Source organism: Streptomyces sp. PSU-S4-23 (genome assembly GCF_055632315.1).
Genome location: NZ_JBVMUU010000002.1, coordinates 5,810,769 through 5,824,050, shown reverse-complemented (window position 1 = coordinate 5,824,050; position 13,282 = coordinate 5,810,769). Strand labels below are relative to the sequence as shown.

Genomic DNA, 13,282 nt, shown 5'->3' with positions numbered 1-13,282 from the left:
CTTACTGGCGCTTTACTCGGTTCCCGCTTCCGGGTGAGAACGAGGCAGGATTGTGACCATGTCCAACACACCCATGGCAGCGAGCCCCCTCACCCGGGCCGTGCTCGAGATCGACGAGTACGCCTCCGGCCTCGGCTGGGACCAGCCCGCCCGCCTGTTCGCCCTGGTAGACACCGCGCGACTGCGGGCCCAGGAACCCTCGCTCGCGGCCCAGCTCGGCCTGACCCACGAGTCCGCGACCGCCGGGCTCACCCCGATCGAGCAGGACGAGATCCCCGCCGACAGGCCGCTGGACGAGTTCCTCGGCACCATCGCCTGGCCCGACGCGGTGACCGGCTGCGCACTCACGGTGGAGCGGCTGATGCTGCCGCCGTCCGCGGAGGCCGAGGTCCCCGAAGGGCTCAGCGACGAGAAGCTCGCGCGGTGGGTCGCCGGTCACCCCGAGCGTCAGGAGGTGCGGATGACCGTGGGGGTCCTGCGGGACGGCGCGCGCGAGTCGGCGCTGCGGCTGCGCGAGAAGGACTCCACGACGGAGGTGCTGACGGGTCCGGACCTGGTGCCGGGCCTCGCGGAGGCGCTGTCGGCGACGTTCGAGGACTGATTCCCTCCGGGGCGTCCGGCCTTCCGGCCCTGCGGGCATCCCGTCCTGCGGGCATCCCGTCCTGCGGGCATCCCGTCCTGCGGGCATCCCGTCCTGCGGGCATCCCGTCCTCAGGGCCTGCGGACCTCCGGGTTCAGCCCTTGGTGGTGCACTTCGGCAGGTCCGCGGTCCTGCCGGTACGGATGTCCTTGAGGGCGTTCAGGGCGTCGTCGAGGGTGTTGACCCTGACGAGCGTGAGCCCCTCGGGGACGTCCTTGGCGGCGGCCGCGCAGTTGTCCTTGGGCGTCAGGAAGTACTGGGCGCCCTTGCTGCGCGCGCCGACGGTCTTCATCTCGACGCCGCCGATCGGGCCGACCGTGCCGCCGTCGTCGATGGTGCCGGTGCCGGCCACGAACCGGCCGCCGGTGAGACTCCCCGGAGTGAGCTTGTCGTAGATGCCGAGCGCGAACATCAGACCGGCGCTCGGTCCGCCGACGTCGGCGAGCTTGATGTCGATGGTGAACGGGAACGTGTGGTCCGTTCCGGCGGAGATCCCCACGATGGCCCGCTGCCGCCCGCTGTCGTGGGACTTCGTCGTGGTGATCGTCACGTCCCGGGTCGCGGTGGCCGTCCTGTGCGCCTTCTCGGCGGCGGCCTGCTCCCCGGCGGGGGTGATCGTGAACACGACGTCCTCGCCGGGCTTGTGCCGGGTGACCAGCTTGGCGACGTCGTCGGGCGCCTTCACCGCCGTTCCGTCGACGGCCTTGACGACATCGCCCGCGTGCAGCCTGCCCTCCGCGGGCGAGTCCTTGAGGACGGTGGAGACGATCACCCAGGACTTCACGGGAATGCCCAGTTCCTTCAGGGCGGCGACCTTGGCGCTCTCCTGCGACTGGCTGAACTCCTCCGCGTTCTCCTGGGTGGACTGCTCCTCGGTCTTGCCGTCCGGGTAGAGCGTGTCGTGGGGCACGATCTTGTTGTCGTGCGCGAGCCACCCGTAGACGGCCTCGACGAGGTTCATCCTGTAGTCGGCGCTGGTGACCCGGACGGTCGTCATGTTCAGATGGCCGGTCGTCCGATAGGTCTTGCGCCCGGAGATCTGCAGCACCGGCTCGCCACCGTGCTCGCCGAGGGTGTTCACCGTGGGGCCCGGGGACAGCTCGGAGTAGGGCACGGGGATGAACACTCCCGCGCACAGGAGCGCGATCAGCATCAGGGTGGAGGCGAGCATCGTCGCGGTGCGGCGTGGCATGGAACGACAGTACGGGACAGTCCCGTCGATGCACCGTCGGGGCCGTCCGTAGGAGCGGACGGCCCCCTGGGTTCCCGGGCGCTCAGCCGCCCGTGTGGGACTTCTCCATGGCCTCGCGGAAACGTGCGTACCCGGCGAGCTCGGAGCCGTCACCCGCCGTCGTGCGGTGACGGCTGACCCAACTGCCCCACAGTCCGGCGCCGATCGCGGCCAAAAACGGAATCAGCAACCAGGCGAGCGCCGCCATGCCGACCTCCCAACCCCATGAGCGACCGCAACTGACTGATCAGCAGATTAATCATCCGCAGTCTCAACGCTCACGCCAGGGGTCCGGTTACGCAACCGGAGGACGGTGAGAGATCGGTGGGCCCATGGGAAGAGAGGCGAAAGGACGCGCAGAGCCGGGCTCAGCAGGCGCCGACCCAGTCCTCCGTGCCGTCGGAGAACCTCTGGTGCTTCCAGATGGGCACCTCGTGCTTGAGGTCGTCGATCAGCCGGCGGCAGGCGTCGAACGCCTCGCCCCGGTGGGGGCACGCCACGGCGACGACGACCGCGAGGTCGCCCACCTGTAGGTCCCCCACGCGGTGCACGGCCGCGAGCGCCCGCACCGGGTACTCCGCGACCACCTTCTCGGCGATCCGCCGCATCTCGGCCTCGGCGGTGGGATGGCAGGAATAGCCCAGTTCCTCGACGTCGGCCCCGCCGTCGTGGTTGCGCACGGTTCCGACGAACAGGGCGGTGCCGCCGGCGGCGTCGTCCCCGACGGCCCGGAACACCTCGTCGACGGATAGGGGTGTGTCGCGGATCGCGAGCAGCTTGATGGGATCGTCCGCCACCCGCTCACCGGGGTGGTCGCTGTTTGGTGCCATGGCCCCATCGTGCCTCACACCGCGAAGGGCGGGAACAGCGGTTCTTCAGATTGCGCGCGAGTCACACGCGTGGGAGCGGGGCTCCTGCGGCCGGCGCGCGGCCTGCGCCGGCTTCTCGGGCGGTCCGCACCACGCGGCCGAGGCCCCTTCCGGCCCGGCCCGGCCCGTCCCGCCGCACCACGCCGTACCGCACCTCCGGTGTCCCTGCGCCACGACGGCCCGGAGCCCTGGCGCATCCAGCGGCCCGCGCCGGGGGACCGGTGCCGGGTCCCTCAGATGCGCCGCCGGGCCTTCCGTGCCCGCCGCACCACCGCGGCCGCACCCAGCAGGGCGACGGTCGCACCGGCCGCCCCCGCCGCCGTCGCGTCCTTGCGGCCGAGCCGCCGGCCCGCGACGGTGTGCCGTCCCGCCACCTCCTCCAGCAGCTCCGCGAGGACCTCCTCGTTCGTCCACTGCGGCCGCCACCCGGCGTCGTGCAGCCGGCTGCCGCTCACCACCCAGGGGTACATGGTGTACGCGAGGTCCCCGGCGGGCGAGGGCGTCAGCCCGATCCGGTGCAGCCGGGCCGCCGCCCCCAGGGCGACCGCCGACGGCAGCTCCATCCGCCGGATCCCGCTCAGCTCCTCGACCTCCTCCTGCTCCAGCCACCCGTCGCACCCGACGGCCAGTTCACCGTCGACCTTCTCCAGGACGGCGTACTCCAGGGCGCTGCACAGGTCCTCGACGTGGCAGAACTGCCACGCCGGCCTCGACCCGGCCACCACCAGCAGCCGCGGCGACTCGAAGTACCTGGTCAGCGCGGTGTCCGTGCCGCCTACCAGGACGGCCGGCCGCACCACGGTGACGTTCAGTCCCGGGTGGGCCCGTGGCGCCCGCCGCGCGAGCCGCTCGATCTCCAGCAGGTCACCGACCGCGGTCGCCTCGGCCGTCGCCCGCAGCTCGGCGTCCTCGGACAGCGGCAGCTCGTTGTCGGGCAGGGCGCCGTACACCATCGCGGACGTGCACAGCACCACCCGGTGCACTCCGGCCGCCGCCGCGGCCGTCAGCACGGTCTGCGTCCCCCGGACGTTGTACGCGGTGCGGGCCGCCGGATCGGTCTCCAGATCCAGGTCGAGGGCCAGGTGCACCACGACGTCCGCGCCCCGCAGCTTGTCCGCGATCGCCGGGTCGCGCACGTCCAGGATGTGCCACTGCGCCGCCTCGCACTCCCCGCGCCGCTCGTCGATCGCCACGACCTGCTTGATCTCCTCGCAGGCGGCAAGCCGCTCGGTGAGCAGCGCGCCGACGCCGGACGCGGCGCCGGTGACCGCGACGACGGGTCCGCGGACCGCCGTGGGCTCGTCGGCGCGCAGCGGCGCCGCCCGGGGACCTTGGTCGGGTGACGGGCGGGCTGAACGGTTTCGCGCTGCGCGAACCTGCGGATCTGGGGAACTCACCGGGCGTCTCCAGCGGTTGTCTTCAGTACGGACGCGGTGCACGCGTGCGTACCAGGTGGCATCCATCCTGCCGCAGGCCAGGTGTCGGCGAAGCACTCAGGCCCGATCGGGCCGGGGTGTCTACGCTGGGTGGTGTTGTCGGGCAGCCAGCCGCCGGAGGAGCCGGTGGCCTTACCAGCCGAGGAATCCCGTGAGTGACACCCCATTCGGATTCGGCCTTCCGCCGGAGGAGCCGGAGAACGGCGACGAGGGCAAGAAGAAGGACCAGCAGAGCGGCGGTGGTCAGGGTCCGGCCAACCCGTTCGGCTTCGGGCCGTCCGGAGCCGGCGGCGCCGGCGCCGACAACCCGCTCGCCGCGATGTTCGGATCCCTGAACCCCAGCGACCTGGGCGCCGCCTTCCAGCAACTGGGCCAGATGCTCTCGTACGAGGGCGGCCCGGTGAACTGGGACATGGCCAAGCAGATCGCCCGCCAGACGGTCTCCCAGGGCACCGCGGACGGCACGAAGGACGCGAGCGTGAGCCCCGGCGAGCGCTCCGCAGTCCAGGAGGCCGTCCGCCTCGCCGACCTGTGGCTCGACGGAGCGACGTCGCTGCCGTCCGGCGCGGGTTCCGCCGTGGCCTGGAGCCGGGCGGAGTGGGTCGAGGCGACCCTGCCGGTGTGGAAGGAGCTCGTCGACCCGGTCGCCGAGCGGGTCGGCGCGGCCATGGGCGATGTCCTGCCGGAGGAGATGCAGGCCATGGCGGGCCCGCTCATCGGCATGATGCGCTCCATGGGCGGCGCCATGTTCGGTACGCAGATCGGGCAGGCCGTGGGCGTGCTCGCGGGCGAGGTCGTCGGCTCGACCGACATCGGCCTGCCGCTCGGCCCGTCCGGCAAGGCCGCGCTGCTGCCGCTGAACATCGAGGCGTTCGGCAAGGACCTGAGCGTGCCGATGGAGGAGGTGCGGCTGTATCTCGCGTTGCGCGAGGCCGCCCACCAGCGGCTGTTCGCGCATGTGCCGTGGCTGCGCTCGCACCTGTTCGGCGCGGTCGAGGGCTACGCCCGCGGCATCAAGGTCGACACGGCGAAGCTGGAGGACGTGGTCGGCCAGTTCGACCCGCAGAATCCGGAGGAGCTGCAGCAGGCGCTCCAGCAGGGCATGTTCCAGCCGGAGGACACACCGGAGCAGAAGGCCGCGCTGGCCCGTCTGGAGACCGCGCTGGCGCTTGTCGAGGGCTGGGTGGACGCCGTGGTGCACGCGGCCGCGAAGCCGCGTCTGGCGTCCGCGGACGCGCTGCGCGAGACCCTGCGCCGCCGCCGTGCCACGGGTGGCCCGGCCGAGCAGACGTTCGCCACGCTGATCGGTCTGCAGCTGCGCCCGCGCCGTCTGCGGGACGCCTCCCGCCTGTGGGCGTCGCTCACGGACGCGCGCGGCGTGGACGGCCGTGACGCCCTGTGGGCGCACCCGGACATGCTGCCGACGGCCTCCGACCTGGACGACCCGGACGGCTTCGTGCACCGCGAGCAGCTGGACTTCTCGGAGCTGGACAAGATGCTCGGCGAGGCGGCGGGCGGCGGCCCGGCGACGGACGGCGGCTCCGCGCAGAAGCCGGACCTCCACAAGGACGACGACGCCGAGTGAGCCTGTACGACGACGCGGTCCTCGTGCTCAAGGGGTACGAGGACCAGCAGGAGCTGCGCCAGGCGTATCTGGACCACCTTGCGGCGCATCCGGACGGCGTGTGGAAGTCGTGCCACGCCGGACACGTCACGGCCAGCGCGCTGGTCGTCGATCCGGAGCGCGGCCGGGTGCTGCTCACGCTGCACAGGAAGCTGAGGATGTGGCTGCAGACGGGCGGCCACTGCGAACCGGGCGACGCGACGCTCGGCGCGGCGGCGCTGCGCGAGGCCGTGGAGGAGTCCGGCATCGCCGGGCTGGAGCCGCTTCCGGGCGGCCCGGTGCGTCTGGACCGGCACCGGATTCCCGCGCCGTGCCACTGGCACTTCGACGTGCAGTACGCCGTGGTGGCGCCGCCCGGTGCCGAGTACGCGGTCAGCGACGAGTCGCTGGATGTGCGCTGGTTCCCCTACCACGAGGTGTCGGACGTGGCGGACGGGTCCGTCGTCCGCCTGCTGGAGGCCACGCGCGCGAGGCTGTGACGCCCGGCCGGGGTCTCGGCCACACGGGCTCGCCCGCGGGGCTCGACCGCATGTGAGGGGCGGCCGCGACGGCGGCCGGCCCCTCACCTGTGCGTCTGCCGGTGCGTCCCGGACGGCCTCCCGGGAACCGTCCGGTCAGCTCCAGACGTTGCCCTGGTTCTGCGCGCGCGCCCCGTGCTGTCCCATGCCGTACTGGGCCCGCAGCCCCTGGCCGATCATCGCGTTCTGCGGCGGCAGCAGCTCGCTGGGCTGGACGAGCGCGAACCCGCTGCCCATGAAGCTGAGCTCCCAGCCCTCACCGGTGTTGCCGCGGCGGCGCCACACCCCCGAGGAGTGCGTCTGGGCCTGCATCTGCACCCGCAGGCCGGTGGACCAGGCGACGATGGCGTCGGCGTCGCAGTTGACGTACTTGTCCGGCGTGACCTGCATGAGCAGGGGCGCGCCCGACGTCATCAGGGCGACCTTGCCGCGGCCGGTGATGTTGAGCTGGTACTTGCCGGAGCCGGAGATGCCGTACTGGCTGTCCACGGCGATGACCTCGTGGTGCAGCGAGGAGTCCATCGCCAGGACGTAGCTGCTGTCGACGGTGAGCCCGTCCTGCTCGACGTCCATGATGTGCACGTACTGCGCGAGGTTCGCCAGGTACACGGTGCCCTGCCCGTGGCAGCGCATCAGGTCCAGCCCCTCGCCCGTGTACGCACGCGCGCGCTGCTGGCTGCTGTTCTGGTACTCGGCGTCGAACTCGACGAGACCCTGGTACGCGACCATGGTGCCCTTGCGCGCCAGGATGTCGTCGTGGCCCTCCAGGACGATGCGCAGCATCTGCGTGTTCTGCAGGCTGTAGCGCTCCTGGGTCTGCTGCTCGTTGTAGCCGAAAAGCGTGCTCTGCATGGTGTGCGGTTCCCCCTCAGCCCCGGATCCGGAGGCGGTCGGTGCTGTCCTCGCTGGGCTGGACGACCACGATGCCCTGCCCGGAGAACGCCATCTGGTACGCCTCGCCGCTGCCGCGCCCGATGAGCGACTGCGCCTTGAAGCTGCGCTTGCCCTTCACCTTCAGGTTCGGGGACCAGGCGACGAGGGCGTCCGGGTCGACGTACGTCTCGTCCTCGCCGCCACCGCAGTCGACGACGATCGGCTTGCCCCGGGAGGTCAGTGCGACCCAGCCCTGCCCGGAGATCTTCGTGTTCCACAGGCCCTGCCCGGCGAACTTGGCGAGCCCCTTGACGCGTTCGACGCCCCACTGCAGGTGCGCGTCGAAGGCGAGCAGGTTGGTGGCGTTGACGGAGATCGCGTCGCCGCCCAGGTTGATGACGACGACGTTCGCCCCGTAGTCGGCGAGGTAGAGCAGACCGTCGCCGGAGCACTTCATGAGCGGCGCGCCCTCGCCCGTGATCCAGTCCCGCGCGATCTGGCGCACGGCCGGAGGGTTGGGCTCGTACTGGATGAACCCTTCGTAGGCGACCATGGATCCGACACGCGCGAGGAGGTCGTTCCCGGTCTGCATGGCGACCTTGAGCATGTGGCTGCCGTGGTTCTCCATGCGGGCGCTGACGGGTGCGGGGGCGTAGCCCGCGAGCGGCTGGTTCATGACGGGCTCCCTCAGACCTCGTACGGCTGGACGACGACGAAATTGCCGGGCGCCGCCCGGAACTGCAGGTTCACGCTCTCCCCGGTGTCTCCGGGGTAGGCGTTGCGGCGCATGCGCACCTGGCTGGAGACGATCACCTGGGCGGCGGCCGACCAGGCGACGACCGCGTTGCAGTCGGCGAACGTCGTCGGGGTGACGGGGAGCACCACGGGCGTGCCGTGCGTCTTCACGACGATCGTCCCCGTGCCCTGGAACTGCATCGTGAACAGCGCGCCGCCGGGAATGCCGTGTCCCTCGATGCGCCTGACCTCGTGCTGGAGGGACTCGTCGAAGGCGAGGACGTTCTCCGCGGAGACGCAGATGGCGTCGCCCTGGAGTTCGATCGGGTGCAGATGGGTGGCGTTCTCGGCGAGGAACACCTGGCCCTGGCCGGTGCAGCGCATCAGCTGCATCTCCTGGCCGGTGGCGTTGCCCACGATCCGCCCGGCGAAGCCGGCGCCCTTGTAGCTGAAGTCGACCTTGCCCTGGTAGAGCACCATGCTGCCCTGGCGGGCCAGCACCGGCTGGCCGCCGATACCGAGGTCGACACGGACGAGCTTCTTGTTCTGCTGCGTCCACCGCTGCCCGGTGGGCGTCTCCTTGAAGGCCTGCAGTGCGGCGGCCACTCCGGCACCGCCCTGCGGGGCACCCTGGGGAGCGCCGTACGGGGAGGGGGCGCCGGGCTGGCCGTACGGGCCCGGGGCTTGGCCGTACGGCGGCTGCTGGCCGTAGCCGGGGGGCGCGGCCGGGGGCTGCTGACCGTAGCCGGGCGGCGTCGGTGCGGGCGGCTGCTGGCCGTAGCCGGGCGGCGGCCCGGGCTGCCCGGGCGGCTGGGCGTACGGCGCGGGGCCCGGCGGCGGCACGGTCCCGCCGGGCGGGGTGTGCAAGGGCGCGACAATGGTCGGCGCGGCGTGCACCGACGGCGCCGGGGCCGAGGGCGCGGGGGGCGCGGGCGCGGGGGGCGGCGCGAAGCCCTGCGGCGCGGGCTGCGGCTGCTGCGGGGCGGGGGCCGGGACCGGTGCCGGGGCGGCCGGGGCGGCGAACGAGGGCGCGGCTGCCTGGGCGGGCGGTGCGAAGCCCGGGGCGGCACCGGCCGGCTGCTGCTGCGCCGGGGCGGGCGCCTCCTCCTCCAGGACCTCGCCGCCGAAGTTCCTCAGCAGCGCTTCAAGACCGCCGTCGAAGCCCTGGCCGACCGCGGCGAAGCGCCAGACGTCCTTCAGGTAGAAGTCGCCCAGCATGACCGCGCGCTCGGTGGTGAACTCCGAACCGCTGAACGAGTAGCGGGCCACTTCCTCACCGCCCGCGACGATCCGCAGGTATCCGGGGGAGATCTGCGACATCTGCCCGGCGCCGTCGATCGTCGCCGTGAAGGACAGCTTCTGGATCTGCGGCGGGATCCTGTCGAGCGTGACCCGGAAGGACTCCGCGTCGCCCGCCTGAGGACCGAGGAGCTGGACGGCCTCCTCCGGGGTCTTCGGCTGGTTGAAGAAGACGAAGTACCGGTCGTCCGAAAGCCGTTCGTCGGCGTCCAGACCGAAGCAGCTGATGTCGAAGGTCAGTCCGGGCCCGGAGATCTGTACGCCTATGTACAGATCCGTGCCCGTGGTGAGGTCACTGATCCTGGCCTTGTGGCCGCGCTGGAATTCCCTGGCCATGCGTAACGACCGTCCCCCATCCCGAATGTGAGTGCGTCGCGCCAGGCTAACGGCAAACCCGGGGAACGGAGGAAGCCGGTACAGACCCGGTACACAACCGCCTCTTCCAGACAGCTTCGCGGGCTCACCCGCCGCGCGGACCGGCCGGTGCGCGGACCGTTCGACGCGGGGAGTTCAACGCGGGGAGTTCAACGCGGACCCTTCGAAGCAAGGCGTTCGAAGCAAGGCGTTCGAAGCAAGGCCGTGGCGGCTACTCCTCGCGCGGCGCGGCCTGGCGTGGCAGCCGGTCCGCCGCGACGACCCCCTCCAGGTAGCCGCGGGCGCGCTCCGTGCGCGGATACGCCTCCAGCAGCCGCCAGAAGCGCGGCCCGTGTCCCGGTACGAGCAGATGCGCGAGCTCGTGCAGCAGGACGTAGTCGACGACGTACTCGGGCATGCCCTGCAACCGGTGCGACAGACGGATGCTGCCTTCGGACGGGGTGCACGACCCCCAGCGCGTGTTCTGGTTGGTGACCCAGCGCACCGAGGCGGCCCGCGCCCGCCCGTCGAAATACTGCAGCGACAGCCGCTCGGCGCGCTCGGCCAGTTCGGCGTCGCCGATCACCCGCTTGCTCTCCTGGGCCGCCAGCTTGTCGAGCATGACGTTCACCCAGCGCTGCTCCTCCGCCTCGGACATCCGGGCGGGGATGAGTACGACGGTGCGATCGCCCTCGCGGTACGCGGAGACCGTTCTGCGCCGTCGCGCGCTCCTGCGGACCTCGATCGCGCTCGCCCCCGAGCCGCCCGGCGGCTGGCTCGTCGTGCTGCGCTGTGGCGTTCCGGCGCGGTGCAGTGGGTCGGCGGGCACGCCCTGACGTTACCCGCTGCGCACGGGGGAAGTCCCGCCTCCGGGACGGTTCCGTGCGGATCCACACCCCGTGCGCTTGATTTGTACGACGAACACTTCCACCTGTGGACAACTTCCCGCACGCCCCCGGCCGTTGCAGGCATGCTGACATACGTCGGCAGACCGGCACATCCGCCGACGAACGGGACCGCACGACAAACGACGGGGGTCGCTCATGCATCCGATGATGAAGCCCGCGCTGCGGCGCGGCTGGCGTGATCTGAACACCGTGCAATTCGGGATGACACCCGCGCACGCCATGGTGCTGGGGCCGGTGGACACGGCGACGGGCAGCTTCCTCGGCCTGCTCGACGGCACCCGCGGGCTGCCGCTGCTGCGCGAGGAGGCCCGCCGCGCCGGTCTGCCCGACGGCCACGTGGACGCGCTGGTGGACCGCCTCTCCGGCGCGGGCCTGCTGGACGACGCGACGGGCGGCGGTTCCCGGGCCGACGCCCTCCGCTCGAAAGCGGCCGTCCTGGACCGCCTCCGCCCCGATCTCGCGTCGCTGTCCCTGGTGACCCGCACACCCGGGGAGCCCGCCCGGCGACTGGCCGCACGCCGCTCCCTGCGCGTCCAGGTCCGCGGCGCGGGACGGGTGGGGGCCGTCCTCGCCTCGCTGCTGGCGGGCGCCGGCGTCGGCGAGGTCGACGTCCGCGACACGGGCTGCGTCGAGCCATGGGACGTGGCACCGGGCGGCCTGCCCGCGGACTCGGTCGGCCGGCGCAGGGAGGAGGCGGCCCGCCGCGTGGTACGCGCGGCCGCCCCGGACCGGCCACCGCGCCGGGAGCGCGCATCACGGCGCGGTCCGCACGACGACCCGGGCGCCGGTTTCTCCCTGGTGGTCCTGGCGCCGCGCGACGGCCTCGCCGTCCACGCGCCCGACCCGTTCACCGCCGAGCCGCTGATCGGCTCCGGCACACCCCATCTGTACGCGGGTGTCGTGGAGGGCACGGGAGTGGTCGGCCCGTTCGTCCTGCCTGGCCGGACGGGCTGCGCGGGCTGCCTGGAGCGGACCCGTGCCGACCGTGACGAGACCTGGCCGAGGCTGGTCGCCCAGTGGCGCTCGGGCCGGCCGCGGCAGGTCCAGGCGTGCGACCTCGCCCTGGCGACCGCGGTCGCGGGAGTCGCCGCCGGGCACGCGCTCGCCTTCCTGGACGGCGAACCGCCCTCCAGCGCGGGCGCCCGCTGGGAGACGTCCGTGCCCCGGCTGGACTGGCACGCCCGGCCGGTATGGGCCCATTCCGCATGCGGATGCGGCGCGGCGGACAAAGGTAAGGGAGAACACACCGCAAAGAACGGGGGCCCGCACGAGACAATGGCGGAGCAATGGCCGTCGAGGACCTTGCCCCGCAGGGCACACGCGGCACGGCTGTCTGGGACCTGGAGGGCGCATGTCTGATCTTCCCCGGAAGGCGGTCACCCGTACCGCCAAGCTCGCCGCGCTCCCGCTCGGCTTCGCCGGGCGGGCCACCTGGGGACTCGGCAAACGGATCGTCGGCGAGTCCGCGGAGATCGTCGGCCGCGAACTGCAGCAGCGGACGGCCGAGCAGCTGTTCAAGGTGCTCGGCGAGCTCAAGGGCGGCGCGATGAAGTTCGGGCAGGCACTGTCCGTCTTCGAGTCCGCGCTGCCCGAGGAGGTCGCCGGCCCCTACCGCGCCGCGCTCACCAAGCTTCAGGAGGCTGCACCGCCGATGCCCACGCGCACGGTGCACGCCGTGCTGGAGGAGCGGCTCGGCGAGGACTGGCACGAGCTGTTCCTGGAGTTCGAGGACAAGCCGTCGGCGGCGGCCTCGATCGGGCAGGTGCACCGCGGGGTGTGGCACGACGGCCGGGAGGTCGCGGTCAAGGTCCAGTACCCGGGAGCGGGTGACGCGCTGCTCTCCGATTTGACCCAGCTCAGCCGTTTCGCCCGCCTGCTGGGCCCCCTGGTCCCCGGCATGGACATCAAGCCGTTGATCACGGAGCTGCGCGATCGCGTCTCCGAGGAGCTGGACTACGCGCTGGAGGCGCAGGCCCAGCGCACGCACGCGGAGGAGTTCGCGGGCGACCCGGATGTCCTGGTGCCGGCCGTGGTGCACCAGTGCGACCAGGTCCTCGTCTCCGAGTGGATCGACGGCATACCGCTGTCGGAGGTGATCGCCGAGGGCACCCAGGAGCAGCGGGACCGCGCCGGCCAGCTGCTGGCCCGCTTCCTCTTCTCCGGCCCCGCCCGCACGGGTCTCCTGCACGCCGACCCGCACCCGGGCAATTTCCGCCTCCTCCCCGGCGCAGACGGTTCCGGCGGCAAGGAGAGCTGGCGTCTGGGCGTCCTGGACTTCGGGACGGTCGACCGCCTGTCCGAGGGGCTGCCGACACCGATCGGCCACTCCCTGCGCCTGACCCTGGAGGGTGACGCCCAGTCGGTCTATGAACTGCTCTGCGAGGAGGGCTTCGTCAAGGACTCCATCGACCTCGACCCCGACGCGGTCCTCGACTACCTCCTGCCGATCATCGAACCCGCCCAGGCCGATGAGTTCACCTTCACCCGGGGCTGGATGCGCAGCCAGGCGGCCCGCGTCGCCGACCCCCGCTCCCCCGCCTACCAGCTCGGCAAACGGCTGAACCTTCCCCCGGCGTACCTCCTGATCCACCGGGTGACGCTGAGCACGATCGGGGTCCTGTGCCAACTGGGCGCGACGGTGCGTCTGCGCGACGAACTGGAAGAGTGGCTGCCGGGCTTCCTGCCGGAGGAGGAACCCGCCGCGGAGGCGTGAGCGGGCCGGGCGACCGCTGTCGCCGCGGCGCCGTTGGGCGCTCACAACGCACCGCGGGGGCCGGTCCGTTAGGACCGGCCCC

At 72.3% G+C, this 13,282-nt stretch carries 13 protein-coding genes; 5 read left to right on the top strand and 8 right to left on the bottom strand.

Annotated features, from left to right (window positions below):
- Positions 1 to 58 precede the first annotated feature (58 nt).
- Positions 59 to 601: a PPA1309 family protein gene (locus ACZ79I_RS26705; protein WP_471500149.1), complete on the top strand. Its 543-nt coding sequence runs from the start codon at positions 59 to 61 to the stop codon at positions 599 to 601.
- 133 nt (positions 602 to 734) lie between these two features.
- On the opposite strand, the gene ACZ79I_RS26700 is transcribed toward ACZ79I_RS26705, so the two are convergent.
- From ACZ79I_RS26700 to ACZ79I_RS26685, 4 genes are all read right to left on the bottom strand, one after another.
- On the bottom strand, positions 735 to 1,832 hold the full coding sequence (locus ACZ79I_RS26700; protein ID WP_471500147.1) for a YlbL family protein: 1,098 nt from the start codon (positions 1,830 to 1,832) through the stop codon (positions 735 to 737).
- A gap of 82 nt (positions 1,833 to 1,914) precedes the next feature.
- On the bottom strand, positions 1,915 to 2,079 hold the full coding sequence (locus ACZ79I_RS26695; protein ID WP_471500145.1) for a hypothetical protein: 165 nt from the start codon (positions 2,077 to 2,079) through the stop codon (positions 1,915 to 1,917).
- A gap of 160 nt (positions 2,080 to 2,239) precedes the next feature.
- Positions 2,240 to 2,701, bottom strand: a complete 462-nt coding sequence (locus ACZ79I_RS26690) for a molybdenum cofactor biosynthesis protein MoaE (protein WP_471500143.1) — start codon at positions 2,699 to 2,701, stop codon at positions 2,240 to 2,242.
- 272 nt (positions 2,702 to 2,973) lie between these two features.
- Positions 2,974 to 4,137 (bottom strand): SDR family oxidoreductase, encoded by a 1,164-nt coding sequence (locus ACZ79I_RS26685; RefSeq protein WP_471500141.1) that lies wholly within the window; start codon positions 4,135 to 4,137, stop codon positions 2,974 to 2,976.
- 190 nt (positions 4,138 to 4,327) lie between these two features.
- On the opposite strand from ACZ79I_RS26685, the gene ACZ79I_RS26680 reads away from it, so the two are divergent.
- Entirely contained in the window at positions 4,328 to 5,761 is a 1,434-nt protein-coding gene (locus ACZ79I_RS26680; RefSeq protein WP_471500139.1) for a zinc-dependent metalloprotease, read from the top strand.
- Positions 5,758 to 6,279, top strand: coding sequence for an NUDIX hydrolase (locus tag ACZ79I_RS26675; protein ID WP_471500137.1), 522 nt, complete (start codon positions 5,758 to 5,760; stop codon positions 6,277 to 6,279). Before ACZ79I_RS26680 ends, ACZ79I_RS26675 begins: the two co-directional genes overlap by 4 nt.
- 135 nt (positions 6,280 to 6,414) lie before the next feature.
- On the opposite strand, the gene ACZ79I_RS26670 is transcribed toward ACZ79I_RS26675, so the two are convergent.
- The 4 genes from ACZ79I_RS26670 to ACZ79I_RS26655 form a co-directional block, all read right to left on the bottom strand.
- On the bottom strand, positions 6,415 to 7,170 hold the full coding sequence (locus ACZ79I_RS26670; protein ID WP_471500135.1) for an AIM24 family protein: 756 nt from the start codon (positions 7,168 to 7,170) through the stop codon (positions 6,415 to 6,417).
- 16 nt (positions 7,171 to 7,186) lie between these two features.
- Entirely contained in the window at positions 7,187 to 7,867 is a 681-nt protein-coding gene (locus ACZ79I_RS26665; protein WP_471500133.1) for an AIM24 family protein, read from the bottom strand.
- A gap of 11 nt (positions 7,868 to 7,878) precedes the next feature.
- A complete protein-coding gene (locus ACZ79I_RS26660; RefSeq protein WP_471500131.1) occupies positions 7,879 to 9,561 on the bottom strand; it encodes a TerD family protein in 1,683 nt (560 codons plus the stop codon).
- Positions 9,562 to 9,811: 250 nt separating this feature from the next.
- Positions 9,812 to 10,408 carry a M48 metallopeptidase family protein gene (locus tag ACZ79I_RS26655; RefSeq protein ID WP_471500129.1) on the bottom strand — a complete coding sequence of 199 codons (597 nt, stop codon included), beginning with the start codon at positions 10,406 to 10,408 and terminating at the stop codon, positions 9,812 to 9,814.
- 214 nt (positions 10,409 to 10,622) lie between these two features.
- On the opposite strand from ACZ79I_RS26655, the gene ACZ79I_RS26650 reads away from it, so the two are divergent.
- Both ACZ79I_RS26650 and ACZ79I_RS26645 read left to right on the top strand, forming a co-directional pair.
- Positions 10,623 to 11,846 carry a TOMM precursor leader peptide-binding protein gene (locus ACZ79I_RS26650; protein ID WP_471500127.1) on the top strand — a complete coding sequence of 408 codons (1,224 nt, stop codon included), beginning with the start codon at positions 10,623 to 10,625 and terminating at the stop codon, positions 11,844 to 11,846.
- Positions 11,839 to 13,200, top strand: coding sequence for an ABC1 kinase family protein (locus ACZ79I_RS26645; protein ID WP_471500125.1), 1,362 nt, complete (start codon positions 11,839 to 11,841; stop codon positions 13,198 to 13,200). The genes ACZ79I_RS26650 and ACZ79I_RS26645 overlap by 8 nt, the downstream gene beginning before the upstream one ends.
- Positions 13,201 to 13,282: the final 82 nt, after the last annotated feature.

What these genes read in the sequence shown, in the direction of transcription:
- ACZ79I_RS26705 (WP_471500149.1), top strand. Translation starts at nt 59, where the DNA reads ATGTCCAACACACCCATGGCAGCGAGCCCCCTCACCCGGGCCGTGCTC.
- ACZ79I_RS26690 (WP_471500143.1), bottom strand. Translation starts at nt 2,701, where the DNA reads ATGGCACCAAACAGCGACCACCCCGGTGAGCGGGTGGCGGACGATCCC.
- ACZ79I_RS26650 (WP_471500127.1), top strand. Translation starts at nt 10,623, where the DNA reads ATGCATCCGATGATGAAGCCCGCGCTGCGGCGCGGCTGGCGTGATCTG.
- ACZ79I_RS26700 (WP_471500147.1), bottom strand. Translation starts at nt 1,832, where the DNA reads ATGCCACGCCGCACCGCGACGATGCTCGCCTCCACCCTGATGCTGATC.
- ACZ79I_RS26695 (WP_471500145.1), bottom strand. Translation starts at nt 2,079, where the DNA reads ATGGCGGCGCTCGCCTGGTTGCTGATTCCGTTTTTGGCCGCGATCGGC.
- ACZ79I_RS26645 (WP_471500125.1), top strand. Translation starts at nt 11,839, where the DNA reads ATGTCTGATCTTCCCCGGAAGGCGGTCACCCGTACCGCCAAGCTCGCC.
- ACZ79I_RS26670 (WP_471500135.1), bottom strand. Translation starts at nt 7,170, where the DNA reads ATGCAGAGCACGCTTTTCGGCTACAACGAGCAGCAGACCCAGGAGCGC.
- ACZ79I_RS26665 (WP_471500133.1), bottom strand. Translation starts at nt 7,867, where the DNA reads ATGAACCAGCCGCTCGCGGGCTACGCCCCCGCACCCGTCAGCGCCCGC.
- ACZ79I_RS26660 (WP_471500131.1), bottom strand. Translation starts at nt 9,561, where the DNA reads ATGGCCAGGGAATTCCAGCGCGGCCACAAGGCCAGGATCAGTGACCTC.